At 57.9% G+C, this 16,905-nt stretch carries 14 protein-coding genes and 1 tRNA gene; all 15 read left to right on the forward strand.

The features are described from left to right. Positions 1-3,460, forward strand: a 3,460-nt coding sequence (rpoC, locus tag HY696_10180; GenBank protein ID MBI4238762.1) for a DNA-directed RNA polymerase subunit beta', incomplete at its 5' end; no start/stop codon positions are given. A gap of 138 nt (positions 3,461-3,598) precedes the next feature. After that, entirely contained in the window at positions 3,599-3,970 is a 372-nt protein-coding gene (locus tag HY696_10185) for a 30S ribosomal protein S12 (GenBank protein MBI4238763.1), read from the forward strand. Positions 3,971-3,988: 18 nt separating this feature from the next. Continuing rightward, the gene (rpsG, locus tag HY696_10190; protein MBI4238764.1) at positions 3,989-4,462 is read left to right on the forward strand and encodes a 30S ribosomal protein S7; all 474 of its coding nucleotides are present in this window, start codon (positions 3,989-3,991) and stop codon (positions 4,460-4,462) included. Between the two features lie 5 nt (positions 4,463-4,467). Next, a complete protein-coding gene (fusA, locus tag HY696_10195) occupies positions 4,468-6,612 on the forward strand; it encodes an elongation factor G (protein MBI4238765.1) in 2,145 nt (714 codons plus the stop codon). Positions 6,613-6,684: 72 nt separating this feature from the next. Continuing rightward, positions 6,685-7,869 carry an elongation factor Tu gene (tuf, locus tag HY696_10200; GenBank protein ID MBI4238766.1) on the forward strand — a complete coding sequence of 395 codons (1,185 nt, stop codon included), beginning with the start codon at positions 6,685-6,687 and terminating at the stop codon, positions 7,867-7,869. Positions 7,870-7,957: 88 nt separating this feature from the next. Further along, on the forward strand, positions 7,958-8,107 hold the full coding sequence (rpmG, locus tag HY696_10205) for a 50S ribosomal protein L33 (GenBank protein MBI4238767.1): 150 nt from the start codon (positions 7,958-7,960) through the stop codon (positions 8,105-8,107). Positions 8,108-8,220: 113 nt separating this feature from the next. Further along, positions 8,221-8,293: transfer RNA gene (locus HY696_10210), tRNA-Trp, on the forward strand. Between the two features lie 220 nt (positions 8,294-8,513). Beyond that, entirely contained in the window at positions 8,514-8,888 is a 375-nt protein-coding gene (gene secE, locus HY696_10215; protein ID MBI4238768.1) for a preprotein translocase subunit SecE, read from the forward strand. Positions 8,889-8,960: 72 nt separating this feature from the next. Further along, entirely contained in the window at positions 8,961-9,491 is a 531-nt protein-coding gene (nusG, locus tag HY696_10220; GenBank protein ID MBI4238769.1) for a transcription termination/antitermination protein NusG, read from the forward strand. Between the two features lie 18 nt (positions 9,492-9,509). Continuing rightward, positions 9,510-9,935: a 50S ribosomal protein L11 gene (rplK, locus tag HY696_10225; protein ID MBI4238770.1), complete on the forward strand. Its 426-nt coding sequence runs from the start codon at positions 9,510-9,512 to the stop codon at positions 9,933-9,935. 51 nt (positions 9,936-9,986) lie between these two features. Then, positions 9,987-10,679, forward strand: a complete 693-nt coding sequence (locus HY696_10230) for a 50S ribosomal protein L1 (protein MBI4238771.1) — start codon at positions 9,987-9,989, stop codon at positions 10,677-10,679. After that, positions 10,660-11,190 (forward strand): 50S ribosomal protein L10, encoded by a 531-nt coding sequence (gene rplJ / locus HY696_10235; GenBank protein ID MBI4238772.1) that lies wholly within the window; start codon positions 10,660-10,662, stop codon positions 11,188-11,190. The genes HY696_10230 and rplJ overlap by 20 nt, the downstream gene beginning before the upstream one ends. A 101-nt stretch (positions 11,191-11,291) precedes the next feature. After that, entirely contained in the window at positions 11,292-11,678 is a 387-nt protein-coding gene (gene rplL, locus HY696_10240; protein MBI4238773.1) for a 50S ribosomal protein L7/L12, read from the forward strand. 161 nt (positions 11,679-11,839) lie between these two features. Next, the gene (gene rpoB, locus HY696_10245) at positions 11,840-15,952 is read left to right on the forward strand and encodes a DNA-directed RNA polymerase subunit beta (GenBank protein MBI4238774.1); all 4,113 of its coding nucleotides are present in this window, start codon (positions 11,840-11,842) and stop codon (positions 15,950-15,952) included. Between the two features lie 120 nt (positions 15,953-16,072). Beyond that, the coding region (locus tag HY696_10250; protein MBI4238775.1) for a DNA-directed RNA polymerase subunit beta' at positions 16,073-16,905 on the forward strand (833 nt) is incomplete at its 3' end.

Consider the following 16,905-nt stretch of genomic DNA (forward strand, 5'->3'; position numbering starts at 1 on the left):
CGGCAACCGGCCCGAATGGATGATGCTGGAAGTCATCCCTGTGCTGCCGCCGGACCTGCGGCCGTTAGTGCCGTTGGACGGCGGACGATTCGCCACCTCGGACCTGAACGACCTCTATCGACGGGTCATCAATCGGAACAATCGGTTGAAGCGGCTGATGGAATTGAATGCGCCGGAAATTATCGTGCGGAACGAAAAACGGATGTTGCAAGAAGCGGTCGACGCGCTGTTCGACAACGGCCGCCGGACGCGTCCGTTTACCGGACCCAATCGGCGTCCGTTGCGGTCACTCTCCGACATGTTGAAAGGCAAACAAGGGCGATTCCGGCAAAACTTGTTGGGCAAACGCGTCGATTATTCCGGTCGATCGGTCATTGTCGTCGGACCGGAACTCAAGTTGCACCAATGCGGGTTGCCGAAGAAAATGGCGCTCGAACTCTTCAAGCCGTTTATTTACAGCAAGCTGCAACTGCGCGGCCTGGCGACGACCATTAAAAGTGCGAAGCGCTTCGTGGAACGCGAAGTCCCCGAGGTCTGGGACGCGTTGGAAGAAGTGATTCGTGAACATCCGGTCATGCTCAACCGTGCACCGACATTGCACCGTTTGGGTATCCAAGCGTTCGAGCCGGTCTTGATTGAAGGCCGCGCCATCCAGCTGCACCCGTTGGTCTGCGTGGCCTACAACGCCGATTTCGACGGTGACCAAATGGCCGTCCACGTGCCGCTCTCAATGGAGGCGCAAGTCGAAACGCGTGTCTTGATGATGTCGACCAACAACATCCTCTCGCCCGCTAATGGCCGTCCGATCATCACGCCGACCCAAGATATGATCTTGGGGCTGTATTATCTGACTCGTGAAAAGGTCTTCGGCAAAGGCGAAGGCCGTCGTTTCTCCTCCATCGACGAAGTCCATATTGCTTACGATCACGGCGAAGTGGAATTGCACAGCAAGATCACGTTGCGGTTGCCCTCCGGCAAGCGGGTCGAAACCACTGTCGGTCGTTCGTTGCTTGCCGAGGTGTTGCCGTCCGGACTCGATTTCAGCGTCATCAATCGTGTCATGGACAAAAAAGCGGTCGGCGCATTGATCGACAACTGTTATCGTTCCTGCGGAGAGAAAGAGACCGTGTTGTTGGCCGATCGGATCCGCACGCTGGGATTTGCGCACGCCACCAAGGCCGGGATCTCCATCTGCATCGACGACTTGGTCATTCCGGACAACAAGGAAAAGGTGTTGGGCGCCGCGATCGCCGAAGTTCGCGAAGTGGAAGAACAGTACGCCGAAGGCTTGATCACGTCCGGAGAGAAATATAATAAAGTCGTCGATATCTGGGCCGAGACCACGGAAAAAGTGGCCGGCGAGATGATGCAGAAAATTCGGCTCGAAAAAATCACCGGGCCGGGTGGGGAAGTCAAAGAACAACTGAGCTTCAATCCGTTGCTGATTATGGCCGATTCCGGCGCCCGCGGCTCCGCGCAACAGCTGCGGCAGTTGGCGGGAATGCGCGGCTTGATGGCCAAGCCATCGGGAGAAATCATCGAGACCCCGATCATGGCGAATTTCCGCGAGGGCCTGAACGTGTTGCAGTACTTTATTTCCACCCACGGTGCCCGCAAAGGCTTGGCGGATACCGCGTTGAAGACGGCGAACTCCGGCTATCTTACGCGGCGGTTGGTCGATGTCGCACAAGACGCCGTCGTGATGTTGCTCGACTGCGGCACGCTCGATGGCATCACGATGAGCTCGTTGGTCGAAGGCGGCGAAGTCATCGAACGCCTCGGCGACCGCATCCTCGGACGCGTCACGCTCAAAGATGTCCGGGACCCGATCACCGACGCCGTGTTGGTGCCTGCGGGAACGGAATTGAATGAAGAACTGGTGATGGCAATCGAAGAAGCGGGGATCGAAAAAGTCGAGATCCGCTCGGTGTTGACGTGCCAACTACAGCACGGCATTTGTGCCAAATGTTACGGACGCGATCTGGCGCGCGGTCACGTGGTCGGGAACGGCGAGGCAGTCGGCGTGATTGCCGCCCAGTCGATCGGCGAACCGGGCACCCAGCTCACCATGCGGACCTTCCACATCGGTGGTGCGGCCAGTCGTCGCGTGGAACAGTCCACGTTGGAAATCCGCCATGCCGGTGTCGCGCGCCTCCAGGGCGTGCATACGGTCGTGAACAAAGAAGGCCGTTCGGTCGTGATGAATCGGAACGGGGAACTCGTGATTGTCGATGCGACTGGTCGGGAGCGCGAACGGCATAAGTTGAATTACGGCGCGTTCCTGAACCTCGGCGAAGGCAGCGCTGTGAAGCCTGGTCAACTGGTCGCGGAATGGGATCCCTACACGGTGCCGATCCTGACGGAAGTCGATGGCGTCGCGGCCTACGGCGACCTCGTCGAAGGGTTGACTGTCAGCGAACAAGTCGACGAAGTCACCGGGTTGTCGCGCAAAGTCGTAATCTCCTCGAAGGATCCGAACATGCGGCCGCGCGTCGGGATCAACGACGCCAACGGACAACCGCAGACATTGCCCCATAATAAGAACGAGGCCCGGTATCTGCTGCCGGTCGGCGCGCATATCGCGGTGGCGGAAGGGGATCTGGTGAAGGCCGGCGATACGATCGCCAAGATGCCGCGGGAAACGACGAAGACCAAGGATATCACCGGCGGTCTGCCTCGCGTGGCGGAACTGTTCGAAGTCCGCAAGCCGAAAGAATGCTCGATCATTTCCGAAGTGGATGGCGTCGTCAGTTTCGGTAAAGACACGAAGGGGAAGCGGAAGGTCTTAGTCACGCCGGAAGTGGGCGATCCCGTCGAATACCTGATGCCGAAGGGGAAGCACGTCACGGTGCATGAGGGCGATCAAATTCGCGCCGGCGAACCGTTGATGGACGGCTCCAGCAATCCGCACGATATCTTGCGCATCCTCGGATTGAAAAACCTGGCGAAGTACTTAGTGGATGAAATCCAGGAAGTCTATCGTTTGCAAGGCGTGCGGATCAACGACAAGCATATCGAAGTCATTGTGCGCCAAATGTTGCGCAAAGTGCGGATCACCGATCCGGGCGACACGATGTTCCTGAACGACGAACAAATCGAGAAAGGCGTCTTCGAAGAGGAAAACGCGAAAATGCTCAAACAGAAGGCGCGGCCGGCCACGGCGGAGCCGTTATTGCTTGGCATCACCAAGGCCTCGCTGACGACCGAAAGTTTTATCTCGGCGGCGTCGTTCCAAGAGACCACGCGCGTCCTGACCGAAGCCGCCGGCGCGGGCCGGGTCGATTATTTGCGTGGACTCAAAGAAAACGTGATCATGGGACGGCTGATCCCGGCCGGGACCGGCACGAGTCGCTATCGCCAGATCCAAGTTGGGTTGGCCGGCAGCGAAACCGACAGCACGCCAAGTGCGGAGGAGCTGGAAACACGGGATTTTGTGGAACATCGGGAAGTGGCCAGTTGACAATAGGGGTTGGCGTCTGTTAGTGAGCCACACCTTATTTTCCCGCTGTGTCCGGCCGGTGTTCTGCACGGAGACCTGGAAAGTAGTGCCGTACAACGCTCGCCGGCCTTTTGGGGCGGTCAGCAAATGGAGTGGCGTATGCCCACGATGAATCAATTAGTGCGTCAGGGTCGGACCGCAGTGCCGTATCGCAGTGCCTCGCCGGCATTGGTGCGGTGCCCTCAACGGCGTGGCGTCTGTGTCCGTGTCTATACGACCACACCGAAAAAACCGAACTCCGCGTTGCGCAAAGTCGCGCGCGTTCGCCTCACGAACAGCAATGAAGTCACGGCGTACATTCCGGGCGAAGGCCACAATCTGCAAGAGCACTCGGTCGTATTAATCCGCGGTGGTCGTGTGAAAGATCTCCCTGGCGTTCGGTATCACATCGTCCGTGGTTCACTCGATTGTGCCGGTGTGGAAAAACGTCGTCGCAGTCGGTCAAAATATGGAGCGAAGCGACCCAAGTAACTACCCCACGAGGATTTTATGCCACGACGTAAACGGGCGTCTCTACGACGCGATGCGAATCCTGACTTCAAATATGCCGACAAGTTGGTCGGCAAGCTGATCACACGGCTGATGTTGTGCGGCAAAAAATCGGTCGCGGAAGGGGTCGTCTATACCGCCTTCGATCGCATCGCCGCCGTCAAGAAAGACGATCCGGTGAAGGTGTTCCGTCAGGCACTCGAAAATATTAAACCGATTTTGGAAGTCCGTTCTCGCCGCGTCGGTGGTGCGAACTACCAAGTGCCGATGGAAGTCCGGCCGGAACGGCGCGTCTCGTTGGGACTGCGTTGGCTCGTGACCGCCGCGCGCGATCGGAGCGAGAAGGGCATGGAAGGCAAGTTGGCCTCGGAAGTCCTCGAGGCCTTGGAAAATCGCGGTGGTGCCGTCAAGAAGCGGGAAGAAACTCACCGTATGGCTGAAGCCAATAAGGCGTTCGCACACTTCCGCTGGTAACCCCTATGACAACGCAAGCAGCACAAACGGCGGTTGCAGCACGCGCCGACCTCGATCAAAAAGAACAGCAACGGCTCCACGCGATCCGGAACATCGGTATCATGGCCCACATCGATGCCGGGAAAACGACCGTCACGGAGCGCATCCTGTTTTATACCGGTCGCAGTCATAAGATCGGCGAAGTCCACTATGGCACCGCCACGATGGACTGGATGGAACAGGAACAAGAGCGCGGCATTACGATTACCTCCGCCGCGACCTATTGCACTTGGAACGACAGCAACATCAATATCATCGACACCCCGGGACACGTCGATTTCACGATCGAAGTAGAGCGGAGCCTCCGCGTGCTGGACGGCGCCATCGGTGTCTTCGACGGCGGTAACGGCGTGGAGCCGCAGTCGGAAACCGTATGGCGTCAGGCGGATAAATACGGTGTCCCGCGGATCGCATTCATCAACAAGATGGATAAAGTCGGCGCCGATTTTTATATGTGCCTGCGCTCCATCAAGGAACGTCTGCACACCGAACCGATCGCGTTTCAACTGCCGATCGGCGCCGAATCGGAATTTTCCGGCATCATCGACCTCATTCGCCTGAAGGCCTACATGTACGATGAAGAATCCAAAGGCGCGAACGTGGTCGAAATCCCCATTCCCGCCGATATGCAGACGTTGGTGGACGAGCATCGTCATAAGCTGATCGAGGCCGCTGTCGAATGCGACGACGCCGCGCTGCATAAATATCTGGAAGGCCAAGCGATCACCGCAGAAGAGCTCGTCGCGGCCGCGCGCAAAGGGGTGCTGGCGATGCGCTTTACCCCGGTGTATTGCGGGTCGGCGTTCAAGAATAAGGGCATTCAGCAACTGCTGGACGCCGTCGTGGATTTACTCCCCAGCCCGTTGGATCTCCCGCCGATCGAAGGATTGGTCCCCGGCGAGGCGGAAAAGAAATTGCAACGCGCGCCGTTGCGCAGCGAACCGTTCTCCGCGTTGGCCTTTAAGATCATGAGTGATCCGTTTGCCGGCCAGCTCACGTATTTTCGCGTCTATTCCGGCACCATCGATGCCGGCAGTTACGTCTACAACGCCGTGAAGGGCCGCAAAGAGCGGATCAGCCGCTTGCTGCAGATGCACGCCAATAAGCGTGAAGAAGTCAAGTCGGCCAGCGCCGGCGATATCGTCGCGACGGTCGGATTGAAATACACCACCACCGGCGATACCCTCTGCGATGAAGAAGCGCCAGTTATCCTGGAATCGATGGAATTCCCGGACCCCGTGATCTCGGTCGCGATTGAACCGAAAACGAAAGGCGATCAGGAAAAATTGATTGCCGGTTTACAGCGCTTGGCCCTCGAAGACCCGTCGTTCCGGATGCACGTCGACTCAGAGACCGGCCAGACGATCATCTCCGGCATGGGCGAGTTGCACTTGGAAATCATTGTCGACCGACTGACGCGCGAATTTAAGGTCGAGGCCAACGTCGGCCGTCCCGAAGTGGCCTATCGCGAAACGGTGCAGGGCACGGCGGAGGCGGAAGGTAAGTATATCCGCCAGACCGGTGGTCGCGGCCAATATGGGCACGTCTGGGTCCGAGTCGAACCGCAAGAACGCGGCAAGGGATTCGAATTTCTCGACGAAATCGTCGGCGGCGTCGTTCCCCGCGAATACATTCCGGCCGTGCGCAAAGGCATCGAAGAGGCGCTCACGGGTGGGGTGTTGGCAGGCTATCCGTTGGTCGACTGCAAAGTGGCGTTGTTCGATGGCTCCTATCACGACGTCGATTCCTCAGAAATGGCCTTCAAAATCGCGGGTTCGATGGGCTTTAAAGAGGGGTGCCGTAAGGCGGGTCTCGTATTGCTCGAGCCGATCATGAACGTCGAAGTCGTAAGTCCGGAAGAATTTATCGGGAGTGTCACGGGAGACTTGAATTCTCGCCGCGGACGGATTATGCGCACCGAAGTTCGGACCGGTTCACAAGTCGTGAATGCGTTAGTCCCGCTTGCCAATATGTTCGGGTACGCGACCGATTTGCGTTCCTCCACACAAGGCCGCGCGACCTACAGCATGCAGTTCGCGCATTACGAGCCGGTACCGCGGAATATCGCGGAGGCCGTCGTGGCGAAGACACAGGGGAAGGCGAAGGGATAGTTTCTAAAGTCCGAGGTCCGGGGCACAGGACAGAGGACACAGGACCATCCGATAACGGACAGGAGACCATATATGTCGAAAGAAAAGTTTCAGCGGACGAAGCCGCACGTGAATGTGGGGACGATCGGGCATATTGATCACGGCAAGACGACCTTAACGGCGGCGTTGACGGCGGTGTTGGCGAAGAAGGGGCTGGCGCAGTCGGTGGCGTTCGATCAGATCGACAAGGCGCCGGAAGAGCGGGAGCGGGGGATCACGATCGCGACGGCGCACGTGGAGTACGAATCGCCGGTGCGGCATTATGCGCACGTGGATTGTCCGGGGCATGCCGACTACGTGAAGAACATGATCACCGGGGCGGCGCAGATGGACGGGGCGATCTTGGTGGTGAGCGCGGCGGACGGTCCGATGCCGCAGACGCGGGAGCACATCTTGTTGGCGCGGCAAGTGGGCGTGCCGTACATCGTGGTGTGTTTGAACAAATGCGACATGGTGGACGATCCGGAATTGTTGGACTTGGTGGAATTAGAAGTGCGGGAGTTGCTGACGAAGTATGGGTTTCCGGGGGAGAAGACGCCGATGGTGCGGTGTTCGGCGTTGAAGGCGTTGGAGGGGGACGCGACCTGGGAAGAGGGGTTGTTGAAGTTAGTGGCGGCGGTGGACGAATGGATTCCGACGCCGGAGCGGCCGCGGGAGAAACCGTTCATGATGGCGGTGGAAGACGTGTTCAGCATCAGCGGGCGCGGGACGGTGGTGACGGGCCGGGTAGAGCGGGGCGTCGTCAAAGTGAGTGAGGAAGTGGAGATTGTGGGGATTCGCCCGACGCAGAAGACGGTGATTACGGGCGTGGAGATGTTCCGGAAGTTGTTGGATCAAGGAGAGGCCGGGGACAACGTGGGCTTGTTGTTGCGCGGAACGAAGCGGGAAGAGGTGGAGCGCGGGCAGGTCGTGTGTAAGCCCGGGAGCATCACGCCGCACACGAAGTTCAAGGCGGAAGTGTACATTTTGACGAAAGAAGAAGGGGGCCGGCACACGCCGTTTTTCAAGGGGTATCGGCCGCAGTTTTATTTTCGGACGACGGACGTGACGGGGATCGTGGAGTTGCCGGAAGGGGTGGAGATGGTGATGCCGGGGGACAATGCGAACCTGGTGGTGGACCTGATCACGCCGATCGCGATGGAGAAGGAATTGCGGTTTGCGATCCGCGAAGGCGGCCGGACCGTGGGTGCGGGCGTCGTCACGGAAATTTTGGTGTAAGGGGCACTCCCCCTCACCCCGGCCGCCGAACCACGGCGGCCTGCCCTCTCCCCAACGGGAGAGGGAGAGTATGGAAAGGGTTTATTAGATGCGTATCATTCTGCAATTGGCGTGTGGCGAGTGTAAACATCGTAATTACACGACCACAAAGAATAAGACGAAGACCCCGGATAAGCTGGTCAAGCGGAAGTTTTGTCCCGCCTGCCGGAAGCATACCGATCATAAGGAGACGAAGTAAGAGGTTCGCTCGGTGGGAGAGCGCATGGGTGCTCCCCCTCACCCCGGCCGCCGAACGACGGCGGCCCCCCCTCTCCCCAAAGGGAGAGGGAGATTAAGGAAGGGATCGATTACAGGGGAGTAGCTCAGCTGGTAGAGCACCGGTCTCCAAAACCGGGGGTCGCAGGTTCGATCCCTGTCTCCCCTGCAAGGAGTGGGTGGTAGATAAAAATGGGGGGTGTTGGGGGGAGAGCGCAGCGGTCCCCCCGACTTTAGCGAGGAACCGGCTTTGCCGGTCCGAGCGAATTGACCGAGCCGGGCACCGCTCGCCAGGGGCGAGGGGTCGGCGAGGAAGTCCCCGCAGCGCGACAGCGCGGAGGGGATCTCCCCTGCAGAAATGTAATGCTACAGAGTTTTTAGGTGCGATGATGAACATACCGAATTATCAGCGATGGGTTTCACTGGGACTGCTGGGCGCGGCGGCGTTGGTGTATGCCGTCGTCGGGAAGTTGGCGGAGACCGTTTGGGATCTCCTCCGATTGCCGTTGCCGGAATGGCCGTTAGCTCCGACCGACCTCATTGCGCTGGTTGCTGCGATTGCCTGTTTTTTACTGGCGCGTCGGCATGCACGACTCAATAGTTTTCTGAACGATGCGGTGTCGGAATTGTCCAAGGTCAGTTGGCCGCCGCGCAAGGAAACGATGATGTCGGCGGGTGTGATTACGGTGGTCGTTGGGATCTGCTCGCTGTTCTTGGCCCTCTACGATGTCGTGTGGGGTTGGTGCGTAAAGCTCGTGTATTAGGACGTGTCGCTGGTTTTCGGGTGTTGAACCCCGGACATCGAGCCTCCGGCAGTCGCGGATAGAGGACAGGCTATTATGAAAAACTGGTACGTGGTTCATACCTATACGGGCTTCGAGAATCATGCGCGGCAAGCGCTTGAAGAACGGTTGAAGTCCTCGAAGCTGACTTCGCTTTTCGAAGAGATCTTAGTGCCGACCGAGAAAGTGGTTGAAGTCAAAAATGGCCAGAAGCGGACCTCTTCGCGGCGGTTTTTCCCCGGCTATATTTTGGTGAAGATGGAGCTGAATGAAGAGACGTGGCACTTAGTGCGGAATACGCCGAAGATCACCGGATTCGTCGGAACTGGCATGACGCCGCCGATCGTTCCGGAAGAAGAGGTGCGGCGGATCACGCAACAGATCGAAGAAGGGACGTTGCGACCGAAGGCGAAGATTATTTTTGAAAAAGGTGAGACGGTGCGGGTCACGCAAGGCCCTTTCTCCACGTTCACCGGCATTGTCGACGATGTGAACGCGGAAAAGGGGAAGTTGCGGGTCATGGTCAGTATTTTCGGTCGGGCGACGCCGATTGAACTGGAATTCACCCAAGTCGAAAAGACCTAATGATAGGAGTGTTGTTATATGGCAAAAAAAATTCAGGCGTATGTGAAATTGCAGTGCCCTGCAGGGCAGGCCAATCCGGCACCTCCGGTTGGTCCCGCGCTGGGGCAGCACGGCGTGAACATTATGGAGTTTTGCAAGCAGTTCAACGAACGGACCAAGACCCAACCGGGGATGATCATTCCGGTCATTGTGACGGTCTATTCGGATCGTTCGTTCAGCTTTATCTTGAAGACCCCGCCGGTCTCCATCTTATTGTTGAAGGATGCCAAAGTGGAAAAGGGCGCGGGAGTGCCGAATAAACAGAAGGTCGGCAAGGTGAACCGGGCGCAAGTCGCCGAGATCGCGAAGCTGAAAATGCCCGATTTGAACTGTCACACCATCGAGGCCGCGATGCGTCAAGTGGAAGGCACTGCGCGGAGCATGGGGATTGAGATAGAAGGCTAGTCAGTAGCGATGGCGAAGGAAGAGGGACGAAAGGACGTAAGGAGAAATATTATGGGTAAGCGATATGCGGCCAGTACGAAATCAGTCGATGCGGCGAAGCTGTACTCCGTTGAGGAAGGGTTCGGCGTCCTGGAAGGATTTCAGGCCGCGAAATTCGACGAGACCGTCGACGTGGCGATTCGTCTCGGTGTCGATCCGAAGAAGTCCGACCAAATGGTGCGCGGCAGTGTGCGCTTGCCGAACGGCTTAGGCCGCAAGGTGCGCGTATTGGTGTTCGCAAAGGGCGACAAGGCCCGCGACGGCGAAACCGCCGGGGCGGAATACGTCGGCGCCGAGGATTACATCACGAAGATCGAACAAGGCTGGCTGGAGTTCGATAAAGTGATTGCGACGCCGGACATGATGTCGACGGTCAGCAAGGTAGCGAAGATCTTGGGTCCGCGCGGGCTGATGCCGAATCCGAAGGCGGGCACGGTCACGATGGATGTCACCAAGGCCGTGACCGAAGTGAAGGCCGGGTTGGTCGAATTCCGGATGGACAAAGGCGGCGTGGTTCACGCCCCGATCGGAAAGCGGTCATTTGGTCAGCTGAAGTTGAAAGAAAATTTTCAGGCCCTGATGGATGCAGTGACGCGCGCGAAGCCGGCCACTGCGAAAGGCCATTTTATTCGGACCGTGACGGTCTCGGCCACGATGAGCCCGGGCGTGCATCTCACCATTACGGATGGAGCCAGCCATGCATAAGCAAGAGAAGGCGGAATTAGTCGGTAGTTTGAGCGAGCGCTTTCGGGGGCTCAAAGCGGCGATCGTTACGGAGTATCGTGGTTTGACCGTCGAGCAAATGACCGGCTTGCGCAAGAAAGTGCGGCAGGCCGAAGGCAATTTGCGCGTCGTCAAAAATCGGTTGGCAAAGCGGGCCTTCCAAGGGGCCTCGGTCACCGGGCTCGACGATTTCCTCGTCGGTCCGACGGCATTGGCCACGGCGGATCGGGATCCGGTGCCATTGGCGAAGGCCCTTGTCGATTTCGCCAAAGGGAATGAGCTGTTCAAGATCAAGGGCGGTGTTGTGGAAGGTAAGGTCCTCAACCCGGCGCAGCTCTCGGCGTTGGCGAAACTCCCGAGCCGCGAAGAATTGTTGTCGCAATTGCTGAGTGTGATGAATGGCCCGGCCCGCAATTTAGTGACCGTATTGGCCGCCGTGCCACGCGGATTGGTCACGGCGATTAAGGCCATCGGAGAGAAAAAAAGTGCGTAAATGAATGACTCTTAATTGCCCCGCATTGCGTGGGCGCCCTCGACGGTCGCGGCGGAATAGTCTCGCTGCGGTGCGGCTTGGGGAGGAATCAAGGAGGTCGTATGTCAGTCGCAGTCGCATCAAAGGAACAGATCGTCGAGACGCTGAAAGGGATGACTCTGTTGGAGGTCTCTGAATTGGTCAAGACGTTGGAAGAGACGTTCGGCGTTTCGGCCGCCGCCCCGATGGCATTTGCCGCGATGCCGGGTGCCGGTGCCGCCGCTGCCGTGGAAGAGAAGACGGAATTTACCGTCGTGCTGTCCGATGCCGGTCCAAACAAGATCAACGTGATCAAAGAAGTTCGGACGATCACGGGACTTGGTCTCAAAGAGGCCAAGGACTTGGTGGAAGGGGCCCCGAAGACCGTCAAGGACGGCGTCAATAAGGACGATGCCGAGAAGATCAAGAAGGCGCTCGAGGCCGCCGGAGCCAAAGTCGACATCAAGTAAGCGCGTTGAGCAGATTGTGAGCAATGGCATTTGTCGCGGGCCGTATTAATAACCCCGCCACAAGGAGCAAGTGCGCCGAAACGTGAGTGGAGGCGTAGCGCGCGGTAGGGATGAACGCAATGCGACCGAGCAGGGAGCATTGCGCACCATAAGGAGTATGCATGGCGACGACCACCCCAGTGCGGCGCATTCGGCAGAGTTTTTCCCGTTTGCACCAACCGTTGGCGATTCCGAATCTGATCGAGTTGCAGCGGCGCTCCTACGACGCGTTCTTGCAGCAGGAAACCGATGCCGAAAAGCGGCCCGATACGGGCCTGCACGGCGTCTTTAAGAGCGTGTTTCCGATCAAGGACTTCAATCAGACGGCGTCGTTGGAATACGTCCATTACCACCTCGATCCGCCGAAGTACGACGTCCTGGAATGCCGCAGTCGCGGCATGACCTACGCCGCGCCGGTGCGCGTGTTGGTGCGCCTGATTGTCTGGGATGTCGATCCCGAGACGCAAGCCACGGCGATTCGCGACGTCAAAGAGCAAGAGGTCTATTTCGGCGAAATCCCGCTGATGACCGAGTACGGGACGTTTATCATTAACGGAACGGAACGCGTCGTTGTCAGTCAGCTGCATCGCAGTCCTGGGATCTTTTTCGAACACGATAAAGGGAAAACGCAAGCGTCCGGCAAGCTCCTCTATTTCGCCCGCGTCATCCCGTATCGCGGCTCGTGGCTCGACTTCGAATTCGACGCCAAGGATCTGGTCCATGTTCGGATCGATCGGCGCCGTAAGATGCCGGTCACGATTTTGTTGCGGGCGCTCGGGATGTCGGTCGAAGAAATTTTGAACCACTTTTATAAGTCGGAAGTGGTTTCGTACGAAGGGCGTCAGATTTGGAAGAGCTTCATCCCCGACCTGCTGCTGTTCCAAAAGGCCGGTCGCGATATCCGCGATCCGAAGACCGACGAGGTATTGGTCAAGAAGGGGCGAAAATACACGCGCGTGGCGATTGAGAAATTGAAGGCCGCGAAGGTCGACAAGATTCCGGTGGATCCGGAAGAGTTGTTCGGACGCGCGGCGGCGCGCGACATCGTCGACGCGTCGACCGGTGAAGTCGTGTTGGCGGTCAACGACGTCCTGACGGCCGACAAATGGGAAGAATTGCGCACCCGCAAGATCAACAACATTCCGTTGCTGTACATCGACGACCTCAACGTGGGGCCCTACATTCGCAACACGTTACTGGTCGATAAAATGCCGTCGTCGGAAGAATCGGTGCTCGAAATTTATCGCCGCCTGCGGCCGGGCGATCCGCTGACGCCGGAGGCGTCGCAGACGTTGTTCGAAAATCTGTTCTTCAATCACGAGCGTTACGATCTCTCGAAGGTCGGACGCTTGAAATTGAACCACAAGTTCGGCTTCGACGTCCCATTGGAAGTCGGCACGTTGCGCAAAGAAGACATCCTCGCGGTCGTCAAATACCTCGTCGGGCTCAAGGACGGCGAAGGCGAAGTGGACGACATCGACCATTTGGGCAATCGGCGTATCCGCGCCGTCGGCGAATTGCTTGAAAACCAGTTCCGCGTTGGTCTCGTCCGGATGGAGCGTGCGATTCGCGAGCGGATGAGTCTCCAAGAAGTCGAAACGCTGATGCCGCACGACTTGGTGAATCCGAAACCGGTGATGGCGGTCATCAAGGAATTTTTCGCGTCGTCGCAACTTTCGCAATTCATGGATCAAACCAATCCGCTGTCTGAAGTCACTCATAAGCGGCGACTCTCCGCACTCGGGCCAGGCGGTTTGACCCGCGAGCGAGCCGGATTCGAAGTGCGCGACGTCCACGCCACGCACTACGGCCGGATTTGTCCGATTGAAACGCCGGAAGGACCGAATATTGGCTTGATTGCGTCGCTCTCTTCGTATGCGCGTGTGAACGAATTCGGGTTCATCGAAACGCCGTATCGGAAAGTCGTGAAAGGCAAAGTGACCGACGAGATCCTCTTCTGTTCCGCATTGGAAGAAGAACGGTACCTGATCGCGCAGGCGAACGCCGCGCTGAATAAAGACGGCACGTTGGCCGACGACGTCGTGCAGTGCCGCCAAAAGGGCGAGTACGTCTCGATCAAGTCGGCGGATGTTCAACTCATGGACGTTTCCCCGAATCAACTCGTGTCGGTCGCGGCCTCACTGATTCCGTTCCTCGAACACGACGACGCGAACCGCGCCTTAATGGGTTCGAACATGCAACGGCAAGCTGTGCCGCTGTTGCGCACCAGCGCGCCGCTTGTCGGCACGGGCATGGAGGCCACGGTCGCGCGTGATGCCGGAATTACGATCGTGGCGAAGCGCGACGGTGTCGTCACGGAAGTCGACGCCACGCGGGTCGTGGTGCGCGCGGAGCGCCCGTCGAAGAAAAAGGGCGGCTCGGACGTGGATGTCTATCCGCTCATTAAGTATCAACGGTCGAATCAGAATACGTGCTTAAACCAACGGCCGATCGTCACGGTCGGCGATCGCGTGAAGTCCGGCGAGGTCATGGCCGACGGACCGGCGACCGAACAGGGCGAATTGGCGCTGGGGCAAAACGTCTTGGTCGCGTTCATGTCGTGGGGTGGGTACAACTTCGAAGATTCGATCTTAGTGAACGAACGTCTCGTCAAGGAAGACGTCTTCACGTCGATCCACATCGAAGAGTTCGAATGCGTGTCGCGCGACACCAAGCTCGGTAAAGAAGAGATCACACGGGACATCCCGAACGTCGGCGAAGAGGCGCTACGCAATCTCGACGATAGCGGGATCGTGCGGATCGGCGCGGAAGTGAATCCGGGTGATATCCTGGTCGGCAAGATCACGCCGAAGGGGGAAACGCAGCTGTCGCCGGAAGAAAAATTGTTGCGAGCGATCTTCGGTGAAAAGGCCGGTGACGTGAAAGACACTTCGCTTCGCGTGCCGCCGGGCGTCGCGGGTATCGTGATTCACGCCCAAGTCTTCTCTCGCGAAGGGAGCGATCTCGACGCGCGGAGCCTGGAAATCCAAGACGAGGAAACGGTGCGCATCCGGACCGACATGGATTCTGAATTGCGCGCGATCCAAGATTCTTTCCGCAAGAAGTTTCGTTCGTTACTCGTCGGCAAGACCTCGACCTCGAAAGTGATGGATGAAGAGGAAGAAAAGACGTTGTTGGCCAAAGGCAAGTCGATCACGGAAGGCGTGCTGGAAGCGATCCCGTTCGAGAAGTGGCGCGAGATCACGGTGAGCGGCGGCGACGAGATCGAAGAAGAGCTGGGCGAACTCTTCGAGGCCTATGAAGAACAGGCCGACTTGGCCAAGATGATGTACGAACAAAAATTGAATCGCTTGAAAAAGGGCGACGAACTCCCGCCGGGCGTGATCAAGATGGTGAAAGTCTACGTCGCCATTAAACGGAAGTTGCAAGTCGGCGATAAAATGGCCGGACGCCACGGGAATAAAGGCGTGATCTCCCGAATCTTGCCGGAGGAAGATATGCCGTATCTGCCGGACGGACGTCCGGTGGATATGGTCCTCAATCCGCTCGGCGTGCCGTCGCGTATGAACGTTGGCCAGATCCTTGAAACCCACTTGGGTTGGGCGGCCGAGGCGTTGGGCAATCAAATCGCGGCGATGCTCGAAAAAGACTACTCGCGCGACGCGCTCGTGAAAAAGATCCAGACGGCGTATCAGTCGAAGACGATGGATGCCTGGCTGGAAAAGGCCAGCGAAGACGAAGTGCGGCAAATGGCGCGATTGTTACGCCATGGTCTCACGATCGAATCCCGTGTCTTCGACGGCGCGCGCGAAGCGGAGATCAAGGACTGGTTGCATCGCGCCGGTTGTCCGCAAAGCGGGCAGACGATCCTGTTCGACGGCCGCAACGGTGAACCATTCGCCCAAGCGGTGACGATCGGCATCATGTATATGATGAAGCTGCATCACTTGGTGGAAGACAAAATCCACGCCCGCTCCATCGGCCCCTACTCGTTGGTCACGCAGCAACCGTTGGGCGGCAAGGCGCAGTTCGGCGGTCAGCGGCTCGGCGAAATGGAAGTCTGGGCGCTCGAGGCCTACGGTGCGGCGTATGCGTTGCAAGAATTTCTGACCGTGAAGTCCGATGACATCATTGGACGGAATCGGATGTATGAATCGATCGTGAAGGGTGAATGTGCGTTGGAACCGGGATTGCCGGAGTCTTTCAAGGTCCTCGTGAAGGAATTGCAAGCGCTCTGTCTGGATACCGAGCTGTTGGAAACCCGGGCGCAATAACGACCGATCAATCGGTTTGCTTGGAGTAAGCGCGCCGGAGCGGGAGTGGAGGCGGGGCGCGCGGTAGTTAATGACTGCAATGCGACCGAGGAGGGAGCATTGCACACCTAAGGAGATGGCATGGCCGCAGACATCTATAGCTTCTTTGAAAAGCCGAAAGATCCATTATCCTTCGAGGGCGTGCGCATCAAGCTCGCCTCGCCGGCCAAGATTAAAGAATGGTCACACGGTGAAGTGAAGAAGCCGGAGACGATCAATTACCGGACGTTCAAACCGGAACGCGACGGCCTGTTTTGCGCGAAGATTTTCGGCCCGGTGAAAGACTACGAATGTAATTGCGGCAAATACAAGCGGATGAAACACCGCGGTATCGTCTGCGAAAAATGCGGTGTCGAAGTCATCCAATCGAAAGTGCGGCGGGAACGGATGGGCCATATCACATTGGCCACGCCGGTCGCCCATATCTGGTTCTTGAAGAGCCTCCCGTCCCGCGCCGCACTAATGCTGAATCTGTCGTTGAAGGATTTGGAAAAAGTCCTCTACTGCGAGGCCTATATCGTCACCGATCCTGGCGCGAGCGATCTCGAAGAAAACGAAATCATCAGCGAAGACAAATACCAGCGCACACTGGAGCGTTGCGGCAACACCTTCCGCGTCGGCACTGGCGGCGAAGTGGTACGGGATCTGCTGGCGAAAATCAATGTTGATGATTCGAGCAAACAACTCCGTAAGGAATTGGAGACTGCGAAATCAGAGACGTTGCGCAAAAAATTGATGCGCCGTTTGAAATTAACGGAAAACCTGCGCGAGGCCGGCAACCGGCCCGAATGGATGATGCTGGAAGTCATCCCTGTGCTGCCGCCGGACCTGCGGCCGTTAGTGCCGTTGGACGGCGGACGATTCGCCACCTCGGACCTGAACGACCTCTATCGACGGGTCATCAATCGGAACAA

The organism is Deltaproteobacteria bacterium (assembly GCA_016210045.1).
Lineage (GTDB): Bacteria > UBA10199 > UBA10199.

Excerpts from the sequence above, each read along its gene's own strand:
- HY696_10185 (MBI4238763.1), top strand. The coding sequence starts at position 3,599 with ATGCCCACGATGAATCAATTAGTGCGTCAGGGTCGGACCGCAGTGCCG.
- rpsG (MBI4238764.1), top strand. The coding sequence starts at position 3,989 with ATGCCACGACGTAAACGGGCGTCTCTACGACGCGATGCGAATCCTGAC.
- fusA (MBI4238765.1), top strand. The coding sequence starts at position 4,468 with ATGACAACGCAAGCAGCACAAACGGCGGTTGCAGCACGCGCCGACCTC.
- tuf (MBI4238766.1), top strand. The coding sequence starts at position 6,685 with ATGTCGAAAGAAAAGTTTCAGCGGACGAAGCCGCACGTGAATGTGGGG.
- rpmG (MBI4238767.1), top strand. The coding sequence starts at position 7,958 with ATGCGTATCATTCTGCAATTGGCGTGTGGCGAGTGTAAACATCGTAAT.
- secE (MBI4238768.1), top strand. The coding sequence starts at position 8,514 with ATGAACATACCGAATTATCAGCGATGGGTTTCACTGGGACTGCTGGGC.
- rplK (MBI4238770.1), top strand. The coding sequence starts at position 9,510 with ATGGCAAAAAAAATTCAGGCGTATGTGAAATTGCAGTGCCCTGCAGGG.
- HY696_10230 (MBI4238771.1), top strand. The coding sequence starts at position 9,987 with ATGGGTAAGCGATATGCGGCCAGTACGAAATCAGTCGATGCGGCGAAG.
- rplJ (MBI4238772.1), top strand. The coding sequence starts at position 10,660 with ATGGAGCCAGCCATGCATAAGCAAGAGAAGGCGGAATTAGTCGGTAGT.
- rplL (MBI4238773.1), top strand. The coding sequence starts at position 11,292 with ATGTCAGTCGCAGTCGCATCAAAGGAACAGATCGTCGAGACGCTGAAA.
- rpoB (MBI4238774.1), top strand. The coding sequence starts at position 11,840 with ATGGCGACGACCACCCCAGTGCGGCGCATTCGGCAGAGTTTTTCCCGT.